Origin of the sequence: Bacillus sp. S2(2019), from assembly GCF_005144805.1 — a bacterium.
Taxonomy (GTDB): domain Bacteria; phylum Bacillota; class Bacilli; order Bacillales; family Bacillaceae; genus Bacillus; species Bacillus altitudinis.
In genome coordinates this window covers 221,877-248,090 of sequence record NZ_SWFL01000003.1, presented here as the reverse complement: position 1 = coordinate 248,090, position 26,214 = coordinate 221,877, and the positions used below count along the sequence as shown (strand labels likewise).

The following is a 26,214-nucleotide window of genomic DNA, read 5'->3' as shown; positions in this document are numbered from 1 at the left end:
TTATTTTAGCCCTTTGTCTTTTTTTCAGCGTAGTTGAAAACCCTTGAAGTCTAGGAAGAACGAGCACCGGAGCGCAGGACTGACAAAGAATGCGAGGGTTTGTCTACACGCTGAAGCCTCCGTTTAAGAGGCTTTTCTTTAAGCAGACGGCATACCGCCATCTTCAAGCTTTTGATCAATGAAAGACGTATCGCTTTTTTCACCGAACCATTTTCCCAGCCTGTCTTTCGCTTTTCCTTTGACATCGTCATCAATGTACATTGCCACTTGAAGCAGAGCAAATGTGATGGCGCCTAGATCATCTGTGTAGCCGATCCCCACCAATGTATCAGGGATCAGATCAATCGGAAGGATAAAGTACCCTAGCGCCCCAATAATGAGGGTCTTCGCTTTAACCGGTACTTCGGGTTTTTGCAATGTATAATAAAGTAATAACACAGCATAGACAAGAGAAACTCCAGCTTTTTGTGCCGTCTTTTTTAACTTTTCCCAAAAGGCATGATCATTAAAATGCTTCTTTGAACGCTTTAATAGTTCTTTTTTCTCAGAACGATTCATCGTATCGCCTCCATATTCAGCATAGCCCTTCCACCTTATTTATACAAGAAATCCACTCATTCGACAAACAAAAAGCAGCAGAAAGCTGCTGCGTTCTACTGCTCTTTGTAAAATTTTTCGATCGCCTTATCGATATATACCCATCCTTTATACGACACATGAATCGTATCCTTAAAGAAATATGGGTCATACTCATGAGAAGTCAAATCTGCGACTTCATACCCATTATCTCGAATTTGACGATTGATTTTTTGATAATAATCTGTACGTCCCTCTTTCGGAAAACCAGTGTAATCATACCATTTTCCGTTGACGGGAATCGTCACGAATAAAGGCTTCGCCCCTGCCTGTTTTAAAATATCCAGCATGATCTGGAAATCTTTATATTCAGGTGATGCTGCATAAGAATTGTCACGACGAGAATCCTTCATCTTTTTCATGATCGGCTTCAGCTTTCGATCAAACAATCTCTGATCAATATAAAACGGGTTGTCCCCTGCTTTTTCAGATCCTAAGACGCTTGCTTCTTTTTCAAGCTCAGTCCATGTTTTCCCTTTCACTGAAGGAGACGGACGATGCTTGCGCTCATGCCCAGACCCGATCGTATAGTACATGTCTTTCTTTTGAAGCATGCCATAATACATTTTTGCAATAGGAGAAATCGCGCCATAAGCGAATTTGTTCCCAGAAAGCTCTGCTTTAAAAAGCTCTGTGATGACCATGTCGTTCTTTACTGCCTTAAACTTCATGATTCTTTTGATAAGCTCTTTTTTCACAGCTGGATCAATTTCTTTATTATAAGCGAGATCAAGCGCCTGAAGCGCTGAATAGTTAGGAGCAAAGTGATTCTCGTCTGATCCCCCTTTGACAAACCACTGCGGGGACACGATAAACACAAGCTTTTTCCCTTTTAACTCATCCATATGCGCTGCAAAGTTCATGGCATGAATTAATGATTGCGATCCACCTTTTCCAACAAGATAAGGTGTAAACCCTTGAGGATTTTCATGAAAGAAATTCGAAGGGTGATATGGATCAAAACGGGATAGTTCAGAAGATCCATAGATCGGCAAATAAGTTGGATCTTTTAGCATTTCATCTTGTAAATAAAGCCCTTGGAACATCCCTGGATCTAATTCTGTGGCTGACTTTTGTAATTTGTCTTTTGGGATCAGATGTGAGAGCCATGCATTTGGTACAAGAAGAACACCAATGAATAGAACAGCCGCTAAAATAAGCGGCCCAAAAAAACGCTTTTTCATTACTTCATCTCTGCCAGCTGCTCAGCAATGTGATTCGGTGTATCCCACACATCACGATCAAACTCTGTGATCGGAACAGTAATTCCAAGTTGACTTTCAATTGCCATAAGTAGTTCTACTGTACCAAATGAATCTAGAAGACCTTCGTCAAAAATTGCAATCTCTGGATTTTCTTTCACAACGTCGTCCTGACAAACCTCTGCAATAATACCGTATACTTGATTTTTAAATTCCATAATTTTCTACTCCCTTAATCATTAATGATGAAATGGTTTTCCTGAAAAAATATAAAATCCGAAACAAATCACATGGAATGTAATGATGATCGACACAACCATTGTGACCTTATTATCCGGCCACCACTTGTGCTTTTTATTCCACTTCTCAAATAAATTGTAACCGGACATCACAACTGCATGGTATAGTCCGTAAATAATGTATTGAAGGGCGAGACCATGCCAAGCACCCATCAATAGAAAGAGGACAAAGTACCCAATATTTGATACAGCCATTCGGTTCTTGATCCACTTCTTCTTTGTCATAAAGAACACAAATCTCATAAACACATAATCTCTGAACCAGAAGGATAGCGACATGTGCCAGCGATTCCAGAAGTCTTTAATATTACGGCTGATAAACGGTTTATTAAAGTTTTCTGGTGATTTAATGCCCATGATATAACTCACACCTACAGCAAATGCTGTATATCCAGCAAAGTCAAAGAACAAATACATACTGTACGCATACATATACGTTAACTGTTGAACAAAGTGACTGCTGCTAATGTGATGAATATTCATGAGAATATACGTGTGAATGAGATAACCAATAATGAACTTATATAAGAACCCAATAAAAATTTTATGAATTCCGGCGTATAAAAGATCACTGTAAGCTTCCTTTTCAGGCGGTGTATCCATATCCTTTTCAAACCGGCGGTAACGATCAATTGGACCTGATGAAATCGTCGGGAAAAAGACAATGAAATAAACCAAACGGTGAATCGGGATTTTCTTTTTAATCAAGCCGTCTCTTGTCTCGATAATTAACTGAACACCTTTAAATGTTAAGTACGAGATCCCCAAAAAGCTCAGCCAGTTCATTGGCGGCGGTTGATGCGGCTGATGAGTTAAAAAGAACGGTAAAATCTTTGATAGCACAAGCGGCAAAATCGATGCCACCACTGCCATATAGAAGACAGACGCACGGTTCGCCTTCAGCCGGTACGCAAGGTATAGGCGGATGATCAAGACTTGCCACACTGTAAACAAGAACAGCAACAAAGCGCCATGTGCATCCTTTGAGAAAATAAGCGCGAGTGCCACAACCGTTGCAAACATGTTGTAGCCCTGCATTCTTTTGCCGCGTAGACCAAGAATCATCGTCGGCAAAAGAAGAATACCAATTAGAATGAAGAAAAAGAATGAACTAAACGGGATCATAGAAGAACCTCTTTCGCGATTCTTTTACGGTCAACCTTCCCGTTTGGCGTCATGTACAGCTGCTCAAGATAAACAAACTTTCTTGGAATCATGTACGCAGGAAGTGAATCCGCCATTTCTTTCTTAATCGCACTTGTCAGCTGATATTCTTTTTCAAAGGAATGCGCTGCTGGAACAATGGCTGCAATCAAGTACTCCACATGACCGTTTGGCTGGAATGGCACAATCACACAAGCATTGACATACGTTGTCTCGCTCACATGATATTCAATTTCTTCAAGCTCCATCCGGTATCCATGTAGCTTAATTTGATAGTCCAGACGACCGTGGCACGTAATCAAACCATCCTGCGCCACACCTGCGTCACCTGTGCGGTAAGCAGGGCGTCCTTCGTATTCAAAGAACACTTTATCCGTTAAGGCTTGTTCACCTAAGTAGCCTCTCGTGACGCTTGGCCCCACGATGACAATTTCCCCTTTTTCCCCATCAGGGAGTGTCTTGCCTTCTTCATCTAATATGACGATTTCTGTATCCGGTTTGGCATAACCCACTGGTAAAGAATCGTGCTGATCAAGAATCTCCTGCGTGACTTCAATCGATGTAATTGCAACAGTTGCTTCAGTTGGACCATAAGTATTAAAGACCTGCGCCTTAGGAAAACGCTCAAGAAGCGCGCTTGCTACAGAGACAGGAAGTGCCTCTCCGCAGAACAAGAAAACTTTCAACTCTGGTAAAAGCTCCCCTGTAAAGGAAGGATCCATTAAGCACATTTGGACAAAGGAAGGTGTTGATGTCCACACTTCAACGTCAGATTGACCAAGCGCTGCAAACATATCCTTTGGCTTATTCACAAGATCTTTCACTAAACAGTACAGCGTGCCGCCTGATTGAAGCGCTGGATATAGATCCATCACTGATAAGTCAAAAGAAAATGGCGCTTGATTTAAGAACGTGCGCCCCTCACCAATTGGGAAGTCGCGGCACATCCACTCTGTAAAACTTTCTAAATTATTGGCTGTTACCTGAACGCCTTTCGGTTTTCCTGTACTGCCAGACGTATAAATAATGTAGAAAACATCATCTTGTTGAACCCACTGCGTGGACGGCGGTGCTTCTTTTTCAAGTGCTAAAAGCGATGCCGCACTCTTCACTTCAATGTGTTCTTCTACACCTGGTACAGCCTGCTCATTTGCACAAATCAATAGACTGGCTTTTGAGCTTTCAATGATTGAGACGATGCGCTCGACAGGTATTGAGATGTCGACCGGAATATAAGGTCTGCCTGATTTCACAGTACCTAAAAAAGAAATCAGCATCTCTGGCTCCATATGACCGTAGACAATGACAGGTGCACTGTCAGTTGCGACTGGATCGATCGCACCAGCCATTTGGTCTGATAGACGCCAAAGCTCATCATATGTGATCGAAGCATGTTGAGAAACAAATGCTGGCTGTGTCGGTTTCGTTTGTTGGTATTCATGAATCGTGTGTAATAGTTTCATAGTTTAATCTCCAATTAAAAATCGTTGTAAATGAATGATCCCGTATTTGCTGTATGGAATCCGTAAATAAAGAACAATAATAGCAAAATAAGTAAGTAAAAGCTTGTATATCCTATCCATTTTACAGACTTATTTTCTGATAGCTTTTTGAATAGCATATTGATAACCTCTTTTCTTTTGACACTTATAAAGACGCATGGATCATCAAAAGAGTTTCATATCAAAACATAAAAATTTTAAGAATTGATGAAAAAAAGATGTCCAAAGTATGAACGTGTCTTCGGGCAAAGCTGTCTTATTGTAACAAAGATTTAATGTAATTGAAATGAAATGGAAGCTTAAATTTGCCTTAAAATTGGTGAAAACTGTCGAACAAACGTAAAAGCCACCTAGTTTGACTAGATGGCTTTGATGTTATTTACTTTTTATATTTATTCACTTCGAACATGAGAATGTTGTTGAATACCACATAGTCCTTTTTACTTTCAAAAGGACCTTTGTTGTTGTCATGCTCGTCAATTTCATAAAACCCTGGACCTTCGCCAGCATCACGTTTTTTGTACCATGATAGGAAGGCGTTGACTTCTTTCATTGAAAGGTCATACTCCTTTTGCAAACCATTGACCATTGTGATGATGAGAAGAGCATCGCCGTCTTCATCGGTTGCATTATCGTCTTTAGGCGGTGTGGTTGGTTCTGGGTCTTTGTCGCCTGGGGTTTCGGTGTTGTTTTCTTGAGGTAATGCTTCTTTTAGAGAGATTGATAAGACAGATTTAAATTTCTCTCTTGCACGAGGCACATCACCATTTGTGTTTTCTTCTCCCCCAATGATATAAAGGTTATCATTGACAATGGCAGCGGAGTGTCCCTTTCTATAAAAGGTTTTAGGTGTTTGAACACTATACCATGTTCCTAAAATTACATCATGTACCGATAATCTAGCAGTTCCACCTGTAAGTAAAACTTTATTATTGTAAACAGCTGTCGCATAATACCCCGCTGACCAACCACCTTGCTTTTTCATCCACCTATCTGTGTCAGGGTCGTATTCACCAACCATTTTATTTAAACCCTCTGTTCCCCCAGATAAATATAACTTACCATCTATCTCATTTAACGTTCCGGCAGTCACAATATAATCTAAAGAACTTTTCTTTTCCCACTTTTTCGTATCTGGGTCATAGCTGTATGTTTTCATTTGATAGTTACCTTCTTTTGCGACAACTAAAATTTTCCCTTTTACACTGCTCGCATATATTCTATATGGTGAGACTTTTGTTTCCAGTGGAATATCTTCAAGCTTTTCCCACGAATCATTTTTAGTATTATAAACTTCTACTGTCTTTACTACTCCATCTGTAGACATTCCACCTATGACATATATTTGGTCATTTAAAATTGCCGTAGCAGCCCCATATCTAGGAGTTGGCATTGATGTTTTACTTGACCATTCATTTTTCTCAGGATCATAAACAAAAGTTTGATCTGCACCTTGTCGTTGAGTTGGCCCCTGACCTCCTATGATATATATCTTGCCGTCAACTACTCCACTACTAGCACCAACACGTGCCTCGGGCAAATCTGCTTGATCTTTCCACTCTACTGTTTCCGCTTGTACCGAATGTAACGGATAAATTAATGACGAGATAAATAAGAAGAATATTAATCCTAATTTTTTCAAGAAAATCACTCCTTAAAATTGTGTACCCAACATTTATCGGTTTTTTCATGACTTTCTTCATACTTTTGTTATATTTTTAATAATTTAGCACTTTATTATCTAATACCGATTCACTAATCATTGTATGTTTATCTATTTTTCTTCCGTTCAAATTTTATTTATTTCAATTTTATGTCCTTCACGATTTCTATAAAGACACTATCATCAGAAACAAATAAAAAACCCATAGTTTCATGGGTTTTTCTCATCAGTTCATTATAAGAAAATCCGTCACAAGGCAAGCAGGTTCTCCGTTTTCATCCAGCCCCAAAAGCTTGGGTACATCCCGTCACCGAAGCCTGTTGTAAACATGGCAATGTCCACCTTGTCATGAAATCGGGCGACAAGCCAGTCCCATGTGTGCTTGTAGTTTTTCTCAAGCGCTTCTGCAAATTCCTCATAGAAATAAAAATCATTCTCCTCTTTATAGCGCTTATCCCCATAAGCTTGTAAATATAATGCAGCCTCAGCATCCATGAAACAGCCCATCCCCAGTATTTACACCGTAACCGTAAAACTCGTCTTCTTTCAAATGTTTGAGTTCCTGCCCCGCTCTTGTAGCAAGCTCCCATTCTATTGCTTGCTCGTTTGTAAACTTGATCATTGCATAGGCTATGCGTTCGTCTCCGCTTTCTAACCGCTTAACTAGAAGTAGAATAGGATATTTCCCTTGAGCAACCTTCCTCGTAAAAGATTGGTCACCTTCTGAAACAAAAGGATCACAGGCAACGATTTGACCGCTCGTGATCTCGATATAGCCTAACTGTTTTGAAAATAGTTGATCATCTTCTGAGCTGATAGATGTCTCTCGCGTTTCATATAATAGGTTTTTTGGGTTGATATTGTACAAGTAATCATTCCTTTCATTGTTTTTCTGTAGCGTTTGGGATTATGTAGTTTTCTCTGCTATGTCTTTTATTCCTGTTTTATTTTCCTAATTTAATCCTTCAAAAGAAAACCTGTAACGAGACAAGCGTCCTCTCCATTCTCATCAATCCCACAAAACCAGTAGAAAAGATCGCTAAATCAACTTTCTCCTGAAAGCACGCGACTAACCAGCTTCTTGTATCCTCATAACGTTTCTCCAATTCCTCATTACCCTTTTGGCTTTGTTCGGAAAGTATAAATGTCAGTCAAAGCATGATCATCTATAAAATAACCATTTCTAGTATCAACGCCGTAACCATAGAACTGCTCCCTCTATAAATCACCTTCTATCTGCCCGATAACGCAAGCTCACTTCACACTACTTTTGCTACTAAACTTTATAGTCACATATGCAAATACGTTCATCTTTATTTTTAATATTTAATAGCACTGAATACTTTCCTGATTAAATAGTTGTTTAAACGGTTCTATTTAAAATAAAATAAAAGAATAACAAGTAACTATTTATTAGTAGGAAGCTCTATCTCTCTAATATACTTACAATACATTTATTCTTCATCCTGAAAGGTTTAAAACTTTTTGAGATAAAAAAGCATTACTCAGTATCAAGAGCCACAATAAAAAGCATCATAAATGGAAATTACAGGAGTTATTTTTATTAGGCTTACATCGAATACAAAGAAAAACATCCTAGAAAGGTATAGAAATTATTTGAAAATCAGATTAATTTCTAGAAGTTCAATTTTAATACCATAACTTATTAACTATAATAACAAAATAACAATTTAACTAAATATATGTTGCATAGCAAAGCTAAAGGCTTACATAATAGAAATATACAAAAATATATTTGTAGAGGAGAATACAACATGGATAGATTAAAGCTCATGATTTTGAAAAATATCAAAGCATCATGAAAAAACAGCTAGGAGACAGGTATATCTTTCCTCAGCAGGTATTTCAGCATACCTTTATTGTACAAAATATTATTAGTTATGATGAAAATTTAGATGAGGTTATTTATATTCCCTATGTTGCTACTAACATTCATGATTTTTACATGAGTGGCTATCTTAAAGGTTTGTCAAATGGCTTAATTACATTGATGGAGGCTATAGTTTCTCATAATGATAAAGAAGGATTTGCTTTTCCATATCAGTATTACACAGATTCTCATCTGCTTTTTATAGCTTTCTGTAATGTCAGCATTATACATGCGTAATCATATTCCCTTATAAACCAATAAAAAAATACATCACAAGTAAATAAATGCAGACAATAGTCTGTGGAATGTAGTTGGCCAATATTAGAAAATATTGTATGAAGGAGGTGATACATTTTGCCCTTAGAAGAGAATCTTGGTTCCTTAATAAGAGAATACAGAAAAGAAAAAGGAATATCTCAAGAGAAATTAGCAGAGCTTTGTCAGTTAGACCGAACATACATAAGCCTGATTGAGAGAGGATTAAGAAGTCCAACTGTTAATACAATGATTAAGGTTACAAGGTCATTAGGATTAAATGTATCTGAATTCTTCAGCAAAATAGAAGAGATTGATAAAAATCTAACAGACAGGATGAAGAATAAGATGCATAGCTATATAGTAAGTGACAATGATGTGATTTATGAAGACACTTTAATTTTGACAAAAGAACAAATTGTGGAAGCAATTATGGCTACAAATGAAAATCTAAAAAAACTCCATCAAATAACAATTGAATCGGGTGTACAGGTTTTTGAAGCTTTAGGAATGAGAAATCTTAGTGGTTTTATTGGTGAATTTTTTGTAAGTAGCCTAGAATTAGTAGCAAATAAAAAGCTGTCAAAAAACCCACATCAAGATGGTTATCCTGACTTATTAATGACAGACTCAAGGGAGGCATATACATATTTTGAATCAATAGTTGATTATATTGATGGAAAAATGTACCCCAAACAAAAAAGTTTATTTAGTCCTTTTAAATATGGAGGATTAGAGGTTAAGGCAACATGTGGTTCTACTCCACCTGCAAAAAAAGTTCCAAAACCTTTAATTGGTGAACAAAGAATTGGTCTTTTAACTGGATTTGATTGGAAGGCACATCACAGAGAAACTAACAATCTTATCGGAATTTACTGGGATTTCCTACATGGTCTCCCTACAATTTGTGCAGTATTCTATAGAAATGACCTATCAGAAAATGACTGGGGGAATATTGTGAAACCTAAAGAAGGAGGGGGTAGGACTACAAGTGTATCAATTATGAATTCAAAGGGTGTTAAAAAAATGTGTGAAAATTGGATAGCAGTAATTGATAATGATGAATATACTTCAAAATTATCAAATTCAAAATGGATTGGATACAATGTTAAATAATTTGATCTATAAAGAGAGCCCAGTTTTGGGCTTCTCTTATAAAAATGTTAGTTGCTTATATGAATTCTTAAATCTATCATGAGCTCCTTTTTCAATAGAAATTAAGTTTCTACATATCAGGTCAATTAACTTTGGAGGGACACTTTCGCCAATAGAATCTCGAATAAGCCCAGTGTTGGCCATCTTTCCATTGATTTCAAAAGAATAATCATAGTCACTAATACTCTGTATAATTGTTGCTTCATAAATAGATAATACTCTATTCTGCTCAGGATGTAATTTATTATCAGAACATGCATATTGAAAATTTTGTGTTAAGGTACTCGCAGGCTCATCCCACTTCATCCTCTTGTAAGCACTTGTATAACCCTTCATCAACCGCTTTTCCCCAGTTTTATTGTCAAATACATATGGTCTAGGAAGTAAAGATCCGCACATTTCACAGTAGAGGGGTGTATCAGTATTGAATTTATTTATTCCATCTTTCTTATTTTTAGTAGCTCCATGCCTTCTATTCCCATCATACTCACACTCTGGATTAATACATTGATTGTTAAATGCTGTTTCTCCTTCTGGAGTGTGCTTAACCCAAGTATATTTCTTTTCGTCAAGTGTATTTACAAAATGCAATTCATGAAAATCTTTATCCTTTTCTTTGCCTTTCTGACCATCTAATTTTGGCAATCCAAATATAGCCTCTCTAACAGTCACCCATTTTTGCTTACCTTCTTCCCCTAATTGTGAATGTGTTGTTTGAGGAAGAAAACTCTTATTAATCCCAAAGAAGTCTTTTCCATTTTCTGACCGAGTAAAGATTGTAATTAGCCTTTTTCTATTTTGAGGGACCCCATAATCTGCTACATCAACAACTTCTGCAGTTCCAACATAATCCTCACCTAATCGAAACCTTATATAATCGATAATGTTTACCATTCTATCTCGCTCATCTAAAATAACAGTATTTCTCATCTGCGGAACATTTTCAAAAATAACCCACTTAGGTCTAAGTGCAGTTATTATATCTAAGGAAGGTATAATTAACCGATTCCTCTCATCTAACTTTGGTCTTAATCCTTTTCGAAACTCACTTAACAGTTTACCAGCACCATTGGGAGACATCCCTTGACAAGGAGGTGTCGCCATAACTAAAAATAACTCTTCTTCAAAGTTATCATTATAGTAATTTATAATATCATTTTTCAATTCATTTATGTCTCCAAGAAAATTACAGCTTTCAGTATGGTTAGCAGCAAAAAGTTTCATTCTATCTGGCAATAATTCGCAGTTTGCTACAGTATGAATGTTGTTTTTTCTTAAACCTAAATCCCCTATTCCCGATGAACTAAAAAGACTAATTGCATTCAATAATATCACCTCTAACATATTTATCAGAATTTCATTAAATAAACTTTGTTAACTAAGGATTTTAATACTTCTATTGAAAAACCCTGAAATTATAACATTTAGGTTGAGCATACTAAGTGTATATTTGTTTCTACATTGTGTAAAGAATTGAATTTGGATAGGCATTAATATTAAACATGGATTGATACTTTTTAATGTTCAGTTATATTCAATACCCCTTTCCCTAGCTATGCTGTACAGAGAGGCTCTACTGACCTTTGTTATCTCACATATTTCTTTTACAGTCTTTCCATTCTCAGCTCTATTAGCAAGCCAATCTAATGCTTGATTCATTGATTTATTCTTTTCAGTGTATTTCTTAGGCTTACCTTTATACTTTCCTTGAGCTCTGGCTAGTGCAATTCCTTCCCTCTGCCTCTCCAGTATTTCTTTTTCCCATTCAGCTACAGAGAGCAGGATATTTCTCAAAAGTTTAGATGTAGCTGTACCATCAAACAGCCCCATATTAAGTACATGGAGCTTTATGCCCCTCTCTGTAAGTTCCTCAAGAAGGGCAATACCCTCCTTTATATTTCTTGCAATCCTGTCAAGTTTAGTTACTACAAGGGTATCTCCTGTCTCAAGAATGGTCAACAGAGCCTGTAGACCTACTCTATTACCGTTTTTGCCTGTTGCCTTATCTTTATATATTTTATTTACTCCTACCTGAGTGAGAGCCTGTAACTGTACTTCTAGGCTCTGTTCTGCTGTTGATACCCTTGCATATCCATATTGTTTAGCCATGTAACCTCCTGCAGACCTATTAAAATAGACACTACACTACTAAACCAGTATAATCAATGTCAACCAAATTGTCTATTTTAAATAGAGTCTAAATAGACACATCATAATACTAAGAAATTGTTACTATCAACATCAGTAAAAGGAAAGAAACTCAAAAGATTACATCTGTCGAGTGAGCCTGTTTTACCTCCTACCTATGGCGCTACCCCCTATGAAAAGATGGGAGAACTGCACAGAAAATGCAAATAATAAAATTTACTTTATTTTATATTTATTTCCATACGATTTGCACCATTAATAAATAAAGAAAACCTTATACCGTTTAAAGCAGAGGCTCAAGATATTTATAGATATTCCCTTAGATTATCGGCAACATCCTCGACTTCTAAATCAAGATACTGAGTGGCAACAGCTAAATTAGAATGTCTCAGAGCTTTTTTAGATATTAAAGCACGATTAACCCTCTTATCTCATAGACTCTTGGCATATCCCCTTCTTAGAGCATAAGGATCACTGTTATTTAAGGCATATCTTTTAAAGTATTTGTGGAGTTGCTTGGAGATGACATTATTTGTAGACTTATTATCAAATGATGTCCCTTTGTAGCTGATGAACAGATAAGAGTTTTTCTCTGTCTATAATACTCTCTTATCTTGTTATTCTGCATAATTAATATTTTCAACAAATTCAGTAGTTCATCATCAAGAGGCAACCTTAAAAGTTTATGTTTTTTAAAATTGTGCTATTCATACAAAACAGCTTATTCCTAAAATCAATACGTTTTTCTTGAAGCTAACCCAATGTATTATTCTGACTCCACTTCTATAAAGAATTAGGACTGACACTGCATTATTAATGCAATGCCAAAACTTAGAATTAACCTAGCCATTATTGAAACACTTCACCAACATAGATTTGAGGCACTTTAGTCTGGTCAGTTTTGTCTCGCTAGATACACCTATTGAGTTGAGCCATGAATAGGTGGTATCTGTCTGTTGTAATACCCTCAAGGTACTTTAAATTTGCAGCTTTTCTAAACTGTGCCATGTAGTTTATATATAGCCAGGGATTGTTCTATCCCTGTAGCCACTACCACTAACTTTCATTTAGTGAATGATATTTCCCATTACATTGTCTAAGTCTCTACCATCTTCCTTATTTGATGCTGTTACTGTGATGGATGGCTCAGAGAACTTTTTAGTTAACTCAGTGAGCTTATCCTTTACCCCTATGCCTATTTCCTGTTTATAAAGGTTAATACCTGCTCCTACCTCAAAGATACCTTTCTTCTTTTCATATTATCTGCTCCAGTGAAATTAAATTTGGAGGCAATAGAAAATTGCAGGGGTATTATAGGGATAAAAAAAGAGATGCTTCCACAGTGTTCTAAATTGTGTTAGCATCCCTTATCTGGTCAAAAATTATATCATATTAAGTTTTAAACTGCTATATAATGACGTCCCAGGAGAGATTCGAACTCCCGACCGACGGCTTAGAAGGCCGTTGCTCTATCCTGCTGAGCTACTGGGACATGTTGTTATGTAGTGTGCTTTGGCGTATTACCTCAGCGACAAGATTTATTATATTACTATTGTTCTTTAAAGTCAACGGTTTTTCGAAAGTTTTTTCATAAGGGGGCAAATGCTGCACCCTTATGAAATACCTTCCAATGTGACAGTGTTTTCGAGGTCTTGTATGACGTGACCTTCGTCCGTGAAAAACTGTACGTTTGCTTCGCTTCCATCTAGTGTCAGTATAGCATAGCTGCGCTCTTTGCGCACTCTTGGCAGGTGCACGCTGCCTGGGTTAATGAGCAGTTTTCCTCTTAGCAGCTCACTGCCAGGGATGTGCGAGTGGCCAAAGCAGATAATGTCTGCGCCTAGCTCTTCTGCACGGTAGTAGACTTGGAGCAAGGATTGTTTGATGCCATGCAGATGTCCGTGAGTGAGAAATAGTTTTCCGCCTCCGTCGAGTGGGAGCAGGAGCTCTTCTTCAAAATCGCCCATAAAGTCACAATTTCCTTTGACGACTTTGTATCCTTCGAGTGCTGGGTGGTTCGTTTCGAGTTCTGAATCTCCGCAGTGAATCATCATGTCCACTTCAGCCGCATGCCGTTTGGCAATGGTTTGAAGTTCGTCTGTGAGTCCATGACTGTCACTAATGATGAGTATCTTCATGGCTTCATTCCCCCTTATTCATTTGCGTCTAGCAGTGATGAAAGCTTTTGAAGCGCGACCGCTCGATGGCTGATCTTGTTTTTCTCCTCTGGTGATAACTCGGCCATCGTCTGGTCTTTGTCTTTGACGATGAAAATTGGGTCGTATCCGAAGCCGTTTTCGCCGATCGGTTCTTCGGCGATGAAGCCTTCTACTGATCCTTCTACCGTTTGAGTCTCTTTGCCCGGTATACTGACAGCCAGGGCACATCTAAATCTAGCAGTGCGGTCTTCTTTTTCGATGCCTTGTAGCTCATTTAGCACCTTTTCCACGTTCTCGGCATCGTCTTTATGCTCGCCCGCGTACCTCGCTGAATAGACGCCAGGCTTTCCGCCAAGGTAATCAATCGACAGACCCGAATCGTCTGCAATCACCATTTCACCTGCTTTGGCTTGAATGGCCTCGGCTTTGATGATCGCATTTTCTTCAAAGGTATGTCCTGTTTCTTCGATCTCTTCCGTAAATCCGATGTCCGCTAGTGTTTTGACCGTGAATCCTTTTGGCTCAAGAATGGCTTTGAATTCTTTCGCTTTGCCCGCATTGTGCGTTGCGATGATGGCAGTTTTCATCTTGATCAAACCCTTCTCTTTATTCGATAACTTCTCCTGTCACTGCTTTTTGCTTTTCAATTAATTCTTTGATGCCTTTTTCGGCTAAATCAAGCAGTCCGTTTAGTTGTTCTCTTGAGAATGTCGCTTCTTCGCCAGTACCTTGAAGTTCAACAAAGCGTCCAGCACCTGTCATAATGACATTCATATCCACTTCAGCTGAAGAATCTTCTTCATAATTTAAATCTAACAGAAGTCCCTGTTTAGAATCAATTCCGACGGATATCGCAGCTAAATAATCAGTGATCGGATTTTCTTTCAAAACGCCTTCTGATCGAAGCTTTTGAATCGCTAGTGTCATGGCAACAAATGCACCTGTAATAGAAGCTGTGCGTGTTCCACCGTCTGCTTGAATAACATCACAATCAATCCAAATGGTGCGTTCACCAAGCTTTTCTAAATCAACGACTGCGCGTAGAGCTCGTCCAATTAAACGCTGGATCTCCATTGTACGTCCTGTGACTTTTCCTTTAGATGATTCTCTTATCGTTCTTTGAGCTGTTGCTCTTGGAAGCATGCTATATTCTGCTGTAATCCAGCCTTTTCCTTCTCCTCTTAAAAAAGGAGGTACGCGGTCCTCGATAGATGCGTTACAAATCACCTTCGTATTTCCCGCTGAGATTAAGACAGAGCCTTCTGGGTGCGTAATGTAGCCTGCCTGTATTTCAATTTTTCTTAATTCGTCGTATTGTCTTTCATCTAATCTCATGTTTTACCTCCGTTACAATATACATTCCACGCGGGTGTCAGCGGGGTTCTCCTATTAACTTTGACAACCTCGATCCGTTCTAATCGCTTGGAATAAAAAAGAGGCAGCGAATGTGCATGCCTCTTTTTCTCCATTATATCAATGTGTGACGTTAAAAACTACCTGTATTCACTTGTTCTGGTCTTGAAACTGGCTTTGTGAGCTCTGCTCCTTTTTCATTCACAAGCTCTGCCTTTCCGTTTACCTTCACAGACACGCTTTTCACATCTGGCAGCTCTGTTAATGTCAGCACAATGCTATCAAGAACTTTTTGTGATATGACCTTTTTCTTTTCATCTGCACTGCCAAAAATAGATTCATTGAAATCTAGTGTCACATGACCGTCTTTTACTTTCGGGACATCATTCAGCTTCACATCTTGATCAAAGTCTGTCAGCAATTGGCTTGTTTTGCTTGGTCCAGAGACGAGCTCATCAATGGCTGCTGTAATTGGATCATCCTCGTCTTTTGGTGCTCTTTTGGTCACCGGGACATAGTACGTCTGTTCATCAGATTCAGCTAAATAGTAGACGGTCACAGGCTTTGTCGATGTCATATCAGCCGCAGCCTCGTGCTGAATATTAATGCCGTCCTCTCTGCTTAAATCATCTGAAATCGGCGTCCCATTCACAGGCATCTCTTTTAATTCATGGCCATTCATCTTTAATTTGACTTTCGCTACCGAATCAAACTGCGTTAATGTCCAAGTGACTGATTGCAAAATGCGCTGTTCGTCTTCTTTTTTATAGTTTTTGAATTCATTTGAGAAATCAACAACCGCGGTGCCATCTTTAATATCGACAGATACGCTCGTGTCCGCCGGCAGCACGGCTCTGAATCCATTTGGCATCAGGTTAGAAATCGGTCCCCCGTCTACGAGGTATTCAAGTGTTTGTTTCGCACTTCCTTCGTTTTTCGGCAGCGGAATGGATTGAGACACAACATATCCATTTTTATCAATTAAATATAATTCTCTCATGACGGTATCTGCTTGCTTCTCTTCTTTTCCTTCTTTCGCTGTTTGTTTCTCTTCTTTATTTTCTTTCACAAACGTGACATTTTGTGGTGGATCAATCTCTGTTTTCGCTTGGTCTGTTTGAAACAATCCGCATCCTGATAAAAGCATGGCTGACGCAATACACGTAACAGCTGCTGTAGTTCCTTTTTTCAGCATACTTCACCCTCCTCTAGTGGTTTGTACTAGTATGTATACGAGCTCCCTCAGAGGATTAGACCCTTTTCATAAAAAAATAACCCACTTCCATGAGAAGTAGGTTATTGCTGATATACGTGTTCAAGCGAAACCGTTTCGACCTTTCCTGGCAGGTAGCCGAACCAGTCTTGAGCGATGTTTTGAAAGTTTTGTTGCTGCCCTGTTGTATAAATCGTATGAACAGGCTCTTCCTTCGAGTCATTTAACAGCCCTTTATATGAAAGAATTGTGCTCGCTTCTCTCGCTGTCTCATCTCCTGATGAAATGATATTGACGCCACTGCCCATAAAGCGCTGAATCGGTTCTTTTAAAATCGGGTAGTGTGTGCAGCCAAGAATAAGCGTATCAATGCCTGTTTCTTTCATCGGTTCAAGAGAAGCTTTTACGACTTCATCTGCTGTATGATCTAAAAACGTACCACTTTCCACAAATGGCACAAGCAATGGACATGCCAGACTTTGAACAGTTAGTCCTGCTTTTAAAGAAAGCAGTGCTTCTTTATAGGCCTCACTTTTGATCGTATTGACTGTGCCGATGACGCCAATATGCTGATTGTTTGTCACCTTGATCGCTGTGCGGGCTCCGGGCTGGATCACACCAATGACCGGGATATCAAGTGTTGCTTTAATTTCATCAAGTGCTATCGCCGTCGCAGTGTTACACGCAATGACTAGCATTTTAATATGGTGATGTCTTAATAGGTAGTGCGCCATTTCCCATGTATATTGAAGAACCTCTTCTTCTGCTCGAGGGCCGTATGGACATCGTTTTGTGTCGCCTACATAAATAATTTTTTCTTTTGGCAGTTGTCTCATGATTTCCTTCGCAACGGTTAAACCGCCTACGCCGGAATCAATCACGCCGATGGGTTGATCCAACAAAATCGCCTCATTTTCTTTTCATTTGCTGCTGTAGTTTCGTTAAAGATTGGTTGAAAACGATGGCTTCTTCTTCTGAGAAAGCCCCTAGAAGTTCACTGACGTATTCTTGGCGTTTGACAATCACTTCTTGAATGATCCGCTCACCTTCAGGTAATAAATGAATGCGAACCACGCGGCGGTCAGACGGATCTTTCACCCGTTCAACAAGTTCACTTTTTTCCATTCGGTCAATTAAATCGGTTGTCGTGCTGCAAGCCAAATACATCTTTTGTGATAGCTCACCTATTGTCATATCTCCGAATTCATAAAGCCACTGAAGCCCTACAAATTGAGGAGGTGTAATCGTATATTGATTCAGAATTTCTCTACCTTTTTGCTTAATGATTGCAGCAATATGGCGCAATGATTTTTCAATTTCTGCAACATGGCCTGACTCATTCGTTTCCATTTCATTGATACCTCACTATAGCATCTCACTTTGATTAAAACGTACATTCCTATTTTCCTCGTTTTTCAAAGAAATTGCAAGAAGAGACTCATGGAAACGATATAGAAATAACCGGCTCCTCCCTGGTGCGGAAGGAAAACCGGCTGACGTTAGAGCTCTAGCTCACCCATACGCAGAAGCTCGACTACGGCCTGTGAACGACCTTTGACTCCTAGCTTTTGCATGGCATTCGAAATATGATTTCGAACAGTCTTTTCGCTAATAAAAAGCTCGCTTGCAATTTCTTTTGTTGTTTTATCTTGGACGAGCAATTCGAATACTTCTCTTTCTCTTTTGGTTAATAGCGGCTTGGATTGAAACTCTTTCTCCTTCAAGTATTGTAACCCTCCTTGCTAAGGTGAGAGCTCTAGTCTCTATAGAATGGGATTCTGTATAGTCGAGATATCATATGCCGGGTACTTGAGGTAGGTGACGTTAAAATCGAGAATTCCCACAGATGAGCGTCCAATTTGCTCCCCTTCAAACCGCACAAAAAAGGACGAGTCCCCTATAGAGACATCGTCCTTGATCAAACAAGCTTTTAAAATATCGAAATGGCTCCTGTTAAAAGAGCAATAAGTGTTGTAAACAGGGCTGTGAGTACGGTCCATAACAGTGCGTACTTTTGCAAATCACCGATATCTTTATTCAGCATACTCACAAGTAGTAATGTGGAAGCCACAAGCGGACTCAGTAAATGGACAGGCTGTCCGATAATAGAGGCGCGCGCAATTTCTACTGGATCAATTCCGTAAGCTGCGCCGGCTTCAGCTAAGATTGGCAGCACCCCGAAATAATACGCATCATTTGAAAGAACAAATGTAAATGGCATACTCGTCAACGCGACAATGAGTGGAAAAAATGAGCTGTATGAATCTGGAATCATGTAAATGACCAAGTGAGCAATGGACTCCACCATTTTTGTTCCCGAAAAAATGCCTGTGAAAATTCCTGCTGCAAACACAAGGGTAATGACCGTTAAGGCATTTCCTGCATGCGATAAAATCCGCTCACGCTGATCTTCAACTTTTGGATAGTTGATCATAAGCGCAATGACAAAGCCAATGAGAAAGAGTACAGGAATCGGTACGATATCCAATACAAGTGTCACCATGACAGCAATCGTCAGGAAGAAGTTGACCCAAATCAGGTTTGGTCTCTTCATATCTGCAACGCCATCTTCAATTGATGCCGCCAATTCAGGAGAGATCGAGACCTCTTCTTTATACTGAATCTCGGCAACCCCAATGCGCTTCCGTTCTTTTTTTCCAAGAACATACGCTGTAAAAAGGATAAAAAGACCGCCCCCTATCATCGTCGGGAGTAATGGAATGAAGAATTCCGCTGCATCTAAACCAAGTGCAGCAATCGCACGAGTGGCTGGACCGCCCCAAGGCGTCATTCCACTCATAATGCCTAATGATAATAATGAAATCGTCCCTAAAATCAGTGGGTTCATCCCAATTCTTAAGAAAAGTGGCAGCATAGCTGATACGGTAATCATGTACGTTGTCGTTCCATCACCATCTAATGCAACAAGCATAGACAAAATCGCTACCCCAAAAGCAATTTTCACCGGATCGCCTTTCACAAGACGTAAAATCAGTTTGATCAATGGGTCAAACAATCCAGCATCCAGCATGACACCGAAGAATAAGATGGCAAATAACAATAAAGCAGCAGATGGTGCAACGGTCTTGAGTCCATCAAGCATCATGTCCCCTAATCCGCTGTAAAATCCACCGATTAATGCAAAGATGATTGGCACAACGGTTAGAGCCACCACCGGATGCATACGTTTTGTCATAATAAGAAATGTAAAAGTCACGACCATCAAGATCCCTAAAATAGCTAGCACTTCATATCCCTCCATCCTCTTCTTTACACGATCCACAAGCGCCCCTTTTGCACTTGCGGCCCGAAATGTTAGCGCTTTCTATTTCAAGGATATAATAGCTTTTTTTATAATGAAAATATCGATTTTTTCGTCTATTCAATAAATTTTTTTTATAATTAGCCTTGCTGACTTCTTAAAAACTCAATGAATGCTTTCACAACAGACAAATGAAGGGAATCCGGCTGGTACATGAGCCATGTATCTCTTAAAACAGGCTGTCCATCTTTATACGAAAGACCTTTTACAAATAGCTCATCACTTGGTCTGAGGCAAATTTCCGGGACAATGGCATAACCTAAACCATGCTTCACCATCTCTTTTGATGTATCTTGCCTGTCTGTCTCCATTGTCACAAGCGGAGGCATCGTGAACGTCTCCTGCCACCATCTGTTAATCAATCGTTTTAATGAACTATCCGTGTGATAGTCAATGAGCGGCAGTTTCGGAAGGTCCTTTAGCTGTATTTCTGATTTTGAAATGATACAAAGGCGTTCTTTATCAAGCAAAAATCGCTCTCCATTCCAGTCGTAATCTCCTCTTAAAATCCCTAAATGTACACTTGATGTCCCTAATAAATCCATGACTTTTGTGCTCCATCCTGTGTTCACCATAAATTGAACATGTGGATACTGCTTAGAAAACTCTCTTAAAATTTCCGGCAGTTTATATTGAGCAAAGTTACTCGACACCCCTAACCTGATCGTTCCTTTGACCTTTTTTTGCATATTGAGCATGCCATCTTTCGTTTGCTGGAGCTGCTTGAGCATGTCATTTGCGTATTTAGCCAAGTATTCGCCCTCTGATGTAAATTCAATGCCTCGCTTTCTTTTAAAGAAAAGCTTCATGTCAAATTCCTCTTCAAGCTGTTTCAATCGATAACTTAAGGCAGGCTGCGATACAAATAATTTTTCTGCCGCTTTTGTGATGTTCTTCTCTTCATATAACACCTTTAAAAACCGCCAATCTTTCTCATCCATTGTGTGCCCTCCTTTTGACCTTATTATAAAAATATTTTATCAGTTTATCTTAAAATAATGTATTTAACTTATTTCTTATTATACTTTACCATTTTGATTAGATAAATAGTAACTAAACAATTGAGGGTGAGAGCAATGAGAAAAGTTCCAATCACAATCATGCGAGGCGGTACAAGCAAAGGGGTCTTCATTCAAGCCAATGATGCACCTTACGAACACGATGAGCTCGAAGCATTTCTATTAGACATTATGGGTAGCCCTGACCGGCTGCAAGTTGATGGAATCGGGGGCGGTAATTCTTTAACAAGTAAGGTGGCCATTATCGATAAAGCCACTCGTCCAGATGTGGATGTGAACTATACGTTTGCACAAGTCAGCATCAATGAAAGATTTGTCGACTTTAAAGGAAACTGTGGGAATATCTCATCAGCAGTTGGACCGTATGCCATCATTAAAGGACTTGTCCAAGCAGTTGAGCCTGTCACAACAGTACGTATTCTGAATACCAACACGAATAAAATCATTGTGGCAGAGGTAGAAGTCGAGAACGGAGAAGTAAAATTTGAAGGACAGGCAGAAATTCCAGGAGTGAAAGGAACAGGTTCTCCCATTTATTTATCCTTTGAGAAACCTGAAGGCGCTGTCACAGGTAAAACCTTTCCGACTGGAAACAAAATGGATACGATCCAGACAAAGTTTGGAGAGATTCCGATCTCAATCGTTGACATTGCAAATCCAATCGCCTTTGTCCGTGCCAAAGATATTCAATTAAAAGGAACTGAATTGCCTGAGGAGTTTACAGACGAATTGCTGGATGATTTAGAAGAGATTCGTTCCATCGCTGCTGAAATGTGCCATTTTGCACCAAAAGAACTAGCCACATTACAGTCTCCAGCTGTTCCAAAGCTTGCGATCATCAGCGAGCCTGCTGATTATGTAGATACAAATGGAATATTGAGAAGAGCAGCAGATATGGACATCATCGTTCGGATGCTATCGATGCAAAGACCGCACCAAGCACTTGCCATTACCGGATCTGTCTGTGTGTCAGCCAGCTGTTTCATGGATCAAACGCTTCCAGCTCAGCTGTTTCAAGGAAAAGATGATTCCCTCCGTATTGGTCATCCTGCTGGTATTATGCAAACTGAAATTGATATCTCACAAAGCAGAGTGAAAGTCATTCGAACCGCAAGAGAAATCCTAGATGGAGTGGTCTTTACAAAAAAAGACTATATGGTTCAACCTCAAATAAAAAGAGAAGCATAAATGAGACGTCATCTTGTCGACAAAGAGCTAAAATGAACTGATTTTAGCTCTTTGTCTTTTTTCAGTGTGAAGATCTTAAAGCAAATCCGTTTTAACACCGAATGCAACGGTTTTATACACACTCATCGAACGAGAAATTGTCTACTTGGGCGGTGCATCAATATCTCCTGCTGAATGGGCTTTTATATGTCCTTGATCATCTTTTAACTGAATATGACCATAACGGTTCACACCACAGCAAATTCCTTCCTGCCATGTTTGCTTTTCACGATCTAATGAAATACGAAGCGGTTGATTCAGCCGATATAATCGTTTGTTATAAAGGGCAGTGAGGGCTTCAAATCCTTCCATTTGCCAGCGTGCATGGTATTTTTCAAAGGCCGCTACCAGATCTTTCACTAGCTGGTCCGCTTTCACCTCAGTGAGTTCTGATAGACAAACGGTTTTATACGGAACGTGCTCCGGCTTTGTCTCTACATTGATGCCCACACCGATGTAAATGGCGCTGCGGTCTGCTTCAATTAATGTGCCAGATACTTTCGCTTCATTAATCAATAGATCATTTGGCCATTTGATTGCCAGTTGATCCTCTGCTCTCATGAGTGGTTTGAGTACATCATAAATGGCGAGTGCCGTCAGCGGGGCAATCGTTGATTGGGTGGAGATATCTACTGGCGGTTTTACTGTCATCGTGACAGCCACATTCCCTGTAGGCGTTTCCCACGGTCTGCCAAGCCTTCCTCTCCCTGCTGTCTGCTGCCGGGCATATACGGCAAATGAAGGGGCTTCTCCTTGCTGAATGAGCCTTTTCGCTTCATTATTTGTACTATCAATGGTGTCGTATTGAAAGATCTTCATGTGCTCTCCTTTGTTTCTTCTTCAATATGATTCTTTTATTATAACAAAATGAAACATGTGACCGTGATTCTTTAATGTCGCTGTGCCTGAAAAGTCTCTTTTTCCTCTTCTGTAAACGGTACAGGGGCACCGGTGTCTTTACTTATTTGCACCATCGTGACTGAGCCTGTAAAACACGGTTCTTGCTGTTCATTTTCTCCTAAATAATGAAGGATGAGAGAGCTTGATCCAACCTTTTCTGGCTTTACATACACACGCAGCCTCTCACCGATTTCCACTTGCTTGATGTAATCACATTGAAGGTTTGCCACGACCGTAATCGTCTCTCTCGCTCGCTTCATTCGTTTATCTACAATTCCCGTTTTTTGAAAGAAGGCAATCCGTGCCTCTTCAAAATACACAAACGGGGTGACATTGTTCATGTGACCAAACATATCCGTTTCTGAAAAACGGACGGTTGTTTCCACATAAAAACGAAACGATGCCCTCCACTCTTCAAACGGCTCTTCAATATATGACGGCAGCCTCATTTGATCCACTCCTTATTCGCAAACAAAATGCCTCTCCCGTATTGGAAGAGGCGTTTGTTATGTTTTGCATCCAGCCTCTTGTAAACACTCATCATGATTGGCAAGGAGGACTGAATGTGATGTTATTCTGCATGATCGCTTCCGAAGAAGTTACGGAAAGCTTGTAAAGTTGTATCTCGGTTAAGTGCTGCAATTGATGTTGTGAGCGGGATTCCTTTCGGACAAGCCTGCACACAGTTTTGAGAGTTCCCGCAGTTTGCAAGACCGCCATCACCCATAATTTCTTCTAAACGGTCAGACTTATTCATTGCACCTGTCGGATGTGCGTTAAATAGACGAACTTGTGAAAGCGGTGCAGGGCCCATAAAGGAAGACTTATCATTCACGTTTGGACAAGCTTCAAGGCAGACACCACATGTCATACACTTTGAAAGCTCATACGCCCATTGACGCTTTTTCTCAGGCATTCTTGGTCCAGGTCCAAGATCATATGTGCCATCGATCGGCACCCATGCTTTGACTTTTTTCAATGAATTGAACATACGGCTTCGATCAACCTGCAAGTCTCTCACAACCGGGAACGTTTTCATCGGCTGAAGACGGATCGGCTGCTCTAACTTGTCAATCAGTGCAGTACATGATTGGCGAGGCGTTCCATTAATGACCATGGAACAAGCGCCGCATACTTCTTCAAGACAGTTCATGTCCCAGTTGATCGCCGTTGTTTTTTCACCTTTTTTATTGACCGGATTACGTCTGATTTCCATGAGTGCAGAAATGACGTTCATATTCGGACGGTAAGGGATTTCGAATTCCTCATCATAAGGCTTGCCATCTGCTGTATCTTGACGTGTGATAATAAATTGAATCGTGTTTTTTTCACTCATCTTATTTCTCCACCTTTTTCTTCGAGTAATCTCGTTTACGAGGTGCAATTAACGATACATCGACGTCCTCATAGTGGAATGCAGGTTTTTGGTTCTTCCCTTTGAACGTAGCCATCGTTGTTTTTAGGAATTCTTCATCGTTTCTTTCTGGGAATTCCGGTTTATAGTGTGCGCCTCGGCTTTCATTCCGGTTGTAAGCCCCAATCGTAATGACGCGTGCCAGCTGAAGCATGTTGTCAAGCTGACGCGTGAAGGCAGCGCCTTGGTTGCTCCATGAAGCTGTATCGTTGATGTTAATATGCTTATAGCGCTCCATCAGTTCTTCAATCTTCTGATCTGTTTTTAAGAGCTTCTCGTTGTAACGAACCACTGTCACGTTGTCCGTCATCCATTCTCCAAGCTCTTTATGAAGCACATATGCATTTTCTGTGCCATCCATGCTAAGGATGTTGTCCCATTTCTCCTGCTCTTTCTTCACGGCACTGTCGAATGTTGCAGATGATAAATCTTCTGCAGACTTTTCAAGACCGCTAATGTATTTCACAGCATTTGGTCCAGCAACCATTCCGCCGTAAATCGCAGAAAGCAATGAGTTTGCACCAAGTCTGTTTCCGCCGTGCATAGAGTAATCACATTCTCCTGCAGCAAACAAGCCTTTGATATTCGTCATTTGATCATAATCAACCCATAATCCGCCCATTGAATAATGAACAGCCGGGAAAATTTTCATCGGAAGCTTACGCGGGTCATCACCCATGAATTTTTCATAGATTTCAATGATTCCACCAAGCTTAATATCAAGCTCTTTTGGATCTTTGTGAGAAAGATCTAGGTACACCATGTTCTCTCCGTTGATGCCAAGCTTTTGCTCCACACATACGTCGAAAATTTCACGCGTTGCAATGTCACGCGGTACAAGGTTCCCGTATGCTGGATACTTTTCTTCAAGGAAGTACCAAGGTTTTCCGTCTTTATATGTCCAAACACGTCCACCTTCACCACGAGCTGATTCACTCATGAGACGCAGCTTGTCATCTCCTGGGATCGCTGTTGGGTGAATTTGAATGAATTCTCCATTAGCATAATGAGCACCTTGCTGATAAACGATCGATGCAGCTGATCCGGTATTAATCATGGAGTTCGTTGATTTACCGAATACGATACCAGGGCCACCTGTTGCCATGATGACAGCATCTGAACGGAAGGATTCGATTTCCATTGTCGTCAAGTTCTGTGCGACAATGCCTCGGCATACTTCTTCGTCATCTAAGACAGCGCCAAGGAATTCCCAGCCTTCATATTTCGTCACAAGCCCCGCTACTTCATAGCGGCGAACCTGCTCATCTAGTGCGTATAATAACTGCTGACCTGTTGTCGCACCAGCAAATGCTGTACGGTGGTGCTGTGTTCCCCCGAAACGGCGGAAGTCCAGTAATCCTTCTGGTGTTCTGTTAAACATTACACCCATACGATCAAGTAAGTGGATAATGGACGGCGCTGCTTCACACATTGCCTTTACTGGCGGCTGGTTAGCTAAAAAGTCTCCGCCATATACCGTGTCATCAAAATGCTCATAAGGTGAATCTCCTTCACCTTTTGTATTGACCGCTCCGTTAATTCCGCCCTGTGCACAAACAGAATGCGAACGTTTTACAGGTACGATTGAAAATAGTTTAACAGCTGTTCCCGCTTCTGCTGCTTTGATAGTTGCCATGAGACCAGCTAAGCCGCCTCCGACAACGATGATGCTAGAATTACTCATTGTAGCCC

General features: G+C 39.9%; 27 protein-coding genes and 1 tRNA gene. 3 read left to right on the top strand and 25 right to left on the bottom strand.

What is annotated here, in order from left to right:
* Nucleotides 1-138: 138 nt before the first annotated feature.
* The 9 genes from FBF75_RS11410 to FBF75_RS19925 all read right to left on the bottom strand — a co-directional run bounded on the left by FBF75_RS11410 (nt 139) and on the right by FBF75_RS19925 (nt 7,334).
* Nucleotides 139-558: a YkvA family protein gene (locus FBF75_RS11410; protein ID WP_008342863.1), complete on the bottom strand. Its 420-nt coding sequence runs from the start codon at nt 556-558 to the stop codon at nt 139-141.
* Nucleotides 559-653: 95 nt separating this feature from the next.
* The gene (gene dltD, locus FBF75_RS11405; RefSeq protein ID WP_048003354.1) at nt 654-1,820 is read right to left on the bottom strand and encodes a D-alanyl-lipoteichoic acid biosynthesis protein DltD; all 1,167 of its coding nucleotides are present in this window, start codon (nt 1,818-1,820) and stop codon (nt 654-656) included.
* A complete protein-coding gene (gene dltC, locus FBF75_RS11400) occupies nt 1,820-2,056 on the bottom strand; it encodes a D-alanine--poly(phosphoribitol) ligase subunit 2 (RefSeq protein WP_003216498.1) in 237 nt (78 codons plus the stop codon). The genes dltD and dltC overlap by 1 nt, the downstream gene beginning before the upstream one ends.
* Before the next feature lie 21 nt (nt 2,057-2,077).
* A complete protein-coding gene (gene dltB / locus FBF75_RS11395; protein ID WP_035391213.1) occupies nt 2,078-3,262 on the bottom strand; it encodes a D-alanyl-lipoteichoic acid biosynthesis protein DltB in 1,185 nt (394 codons plus the stop codon).
* Nucleotides 3,259-4,764, bottom strand: a complete 1,506-nt coding sequence (gene dltA / locus FBF75_RS11390; RefSeq protein WP_136944758.1) for a D-alanine--poly(phosphoribitol) ligase subunit DltA — start codon at nt 4,762-4,764, stop codon at nt 3,259-3,261. Before dltA ends, dltB begins: the two co-directional genes overlap by 4 nt.
* 14 nt (nt 4,765-4,778) lie before the next feature.
* Nucleotides 4,779-4,928, bottom strand: coding sequence for a teichoic acid D-Ala incorporation-associated protein DltX (locus FBF75_RS11385; protein ID WP_024427820.1), 150 nt, complete (start codon nt 4,926-4,928; stop codon nt 4,779-4,781).
* A gap of 254 nt (nt 4,929-5,182) precedes the next feature.
* Nucleotides 5,183-6,445, bottom strand: a complete 1,263-nt coding sequence (locus tag FBF75_RS11380; protein ID WP_136944757.1) for a Kelch repeat-containing protein — start codon at nt 6,443-6,445, stop codon at nt 5,183-5,185.
* Nucleotides 6,446-6,715: 270 nt separating this feature from the next.
* Nucleotides 6,716-6,961, bottom strand: a complete 246-nt coding sequence (locus tag FBF75_RS19930) for a DUF4241 domain-containing protein (RefSeq protein WP_167403829.1) — start codon at nt 6,959-6,961, stop codon at nt 6,716-6,718.
* A complete protein-coding gene (locus tag FBF75_RS19925) occupies nt 6,951-7,334 on the bottom strand; it encodes a DUF4241 domain-containing protein (RefSeq protein WP_136944755.1) in 384 nt (127 codons plus the stop codon). Before FBF75_RS19925 ends, FBF75_RS19930 begins: the two co-directional genes overlap by 11 nt.
* 951 nt (nt 7,335-8,285) lie before the next feature.
* Here FBF75_RS19925 and FBF75_RS11365 point away from each other — a divergent pair.
* Both FBF75_RS11365 and FBF75_RS11355 read left to right on the top strand, forming a co-directional pair.
* Complete coding sequence (locus tag FBF75_RS11365) at nt 8,286-8,594, top strand: hypothetical protein (RefSeq protein ID WP_052321127.1); 309 nt, start codon at nt 8,286-8,288, stop codon at nt 8,592-8,594.
* A 117-nt stretch (nt 8,595-8,711) separates the two neighbouring features.
* Nucleotides 8,712-9,728, top strand: a complete 1,017-nt coding sequence (locus tag FBF75_RS11355; RefSeq protein WP_205826476.1) for a helix-turn-helix domain-containing protein — start codon at nt 8,712-8,714, stop codon at nt 9,726-9,728.
* A gap of 36 nt (nt 9,729-9,764) precedes the next feature.
* On the opposite strand, the gene FBF75_RS11350 is transcribed toward FBF75_RS11355, so the two are convergent.
* From FBF75_RS11350 to FBF75_RS11290, 12 genes are all read right to left on the bottom strand, one after another.
* A complete protein-coding gene (locus FBF75_RS11350; protein ID WP_205826475.1) occupies nt 9,765-11,093 on the bottom strand; it encodes a DNA cytosine methyltransferase in 1,329 nt (442 codons plus the stop codon).
* Between the two features lie 198 nt (nt 11,094-11,291).
* On the bottom strand, nt 11,292-11,876 hold the full coding sequence (locus FBF75_RS11345) for a recombinase family protein (RefSeq protein WP_052321061.1): 585 nt from the start codon (nt 11,874-11,876) through the stop codon (nt 11,292-11,294).
* 1,457 nt (nt 11,877-13,333) lie between these two features.
* Nucleotides 13,334-13,407 (bottom strand) — tRNA-Arg (locus FBF75_RS11335).
* Nucleotides 13,408-13,528: 121 nt separating this feature from the next.
* Nucleotides 13,529-14,053, bottom strand: coding sequence for a YfcE family phosphodiesterase (locus tag FBF75_RS11330; protein WP_008345914.1), 525 nt, complete (start codon nt 14,051-14,053; stop codon nt 13,529-13,531).
* Between the two features lie 14 nt (nt 14,054-14,067).
* Nucleotides 14,068-14,670 (bottom strand): XTP/dITP diphosphatase, encoded by a 603-nt coding sequence (locus FBF75_RS11325; RefSeq protein WP_164071365.1) that lies wholly within the window; start codon nt 14,668-14,670, stop codon nt 14,068-14,070.
* A 10-nt stretch (nt 14,671-14,680) separates the two neighbouring features.
* Nucleotides 14,681-15,409: a ribonuclease PH gene (rph, locus tag FBF75_RS11320; RefSeq protein WP_017358165.1), complete on the bottom strand. Its 729-nt coding sequence runs from the start codon at nt 15,407-15,409 to the stop codon at nt 14,681-14,683.
* A gap of 151 nt (nt 15,410-15,560) precedes the next feature.
* Nucleotides 15,561-16,622, bottom strand: a complete 1,062-nt coding sequence (locus FBF75_RS11315) for a GerMN domain-containing protein (protein ID WP_007501601.1) — start codon at nt 16,620-16,622, stop codon at nt 15,561-15,563.
* A 101-nt stretch (nt 16,623-16,723) separates the two neighbouring features.
* The gene (gene racE, locus FBF75_RS11310) at nt 16,724-17,542 is read right to left on the bottom strand and encodes a glutamate racemase (protein WP_108611299.1); all 819 of its coding nucleotides are present in this window, start codon (nt 17,540-17,542) and stop codon (nt 16,724-16,726) included.
* A gap of 7 nt (nt 17,543-17,549) precedes the next feature.
* The gene (locus FBF75_RS11305; RefSeq protein WP_007501606.1) at nt 17,550-17,990 is read right to left on the bottom strand and encodes a MarR family winged helix-turn-helix transcriptional regulator; all 441 of its coding nucleotides are present in this window, start codon (nt 17,988-17,990) and stop codon (nt 17,550-17,552) included.
* Nucleotides 17,991-18,139: 149 nt separating this feature from the next.
* The gene (gene gerE, locus FBF75_RS11300; protein WP_003184172.1) at nt 18,140-18,364 is read right to left on the bottom strand and encodes a spore germination transcription factor GerE; all 225 of its coding nucleotides are present in this window, start codon (nt 18,362-18,364) and stop codon (nt 18,140-18,142) included.
* A gap of 206 nt (nt 18,365-18,570) precedes the next feature.
* Entirely contained in the window at nt 18,571-19,887 is a 1,317-nt protein-coding gene (locus FBF75_RS11295) for a CitMHS family transporter (protein WP_025207747.1), read from the bottom strand.
* A 155-nt stretch (nt 19,888-20,042) separates the two neighbouring features.
* Complete coding sequence (locus FBF75_RS11290; RefSeq protein ID WP_007501609.1) at nt 20,043-20,903, bottom strand: LysR family transcriptional regulator; 861 nt, start codon at nt 20,901-20,903, stop codon at nt 20,043-20,045.
* Between the two features lie 135 nt (nt 20,904-21,038).
* Between FBF75_RS11290 and FBF75_RS11285 the strand changes: the two genes are divergently transcribed.
* Complete coding sequence (locus tag FBF75_RS11285) at nt 21,039-22,169, top strand: 2-methylaconitate cis-trans isomerase PrpF family protein (protein ID WP_017358237.1); 1,131 nt, start codon at nt 21,039-21,041, stop codon at nt 22,167-22,169.
* Nucleotides 22,170-22,310: 141 nt separating this feature from the next.
* Here the strand turns inward: FBF75_RS11285 and FBF75_RS11280 are convergent, their stop codons facing one another.
* From FBF75_RS11280 to sdhA, 4 genes are all read right to left on the bottom strand, one after another.
* Entirely contained in the window at nt 22,311-23,027 is a 717-nt protein-coding gene (locus FBF75_RS11280; protein ID WP_136944753.1) for a biotin--[acetyl-CoA-carboxylase] ligase, read from the bottom strand.
* Between the two features lie 71 nt (nt 23,028-23,098).
* Nucleotides 23,099-23,557 (bottom strand): acyl-CoA thioesterase, encoded by a 459-nt coding sequence (locus FBF75_RS11275; protein ID WP_007501614.1) that lies wholly within the window; start codon nt 23,555-23,557, stop codon nt 23,099-23,101.
* Between the two features lie 122 nt (nt 23,558-23,679).
* Nucleotides 23,680-24,444, bottom strand: coding sequence for a succinate dehydrogenase iron-sulfur subunit (gene sdhB, locus FBF75_RS11270; protein WP_008345969.1), 765 nt, complete (start codon nt 24,442-24,444; stop codon nt 23,680-23,682).
* Between the two features lies 1 nt (nt 24,445).
* The gene (gene sdhA, locus FBF75_RS11265) at nt 24,446-26,206 is read right to left on the bottom strand and encodes a succinate dehydrogenase flavoprotein subunit (protein ID WP_008345971.1); all 1,761 of its coding nucleotides are present in this window, start codon (nt 26,204-26,206) and stop codon (nt 24,446-24,448) included.
* Between the last annotated feature and the right edge of the window lie 8 nt (nt 26,207-26,214).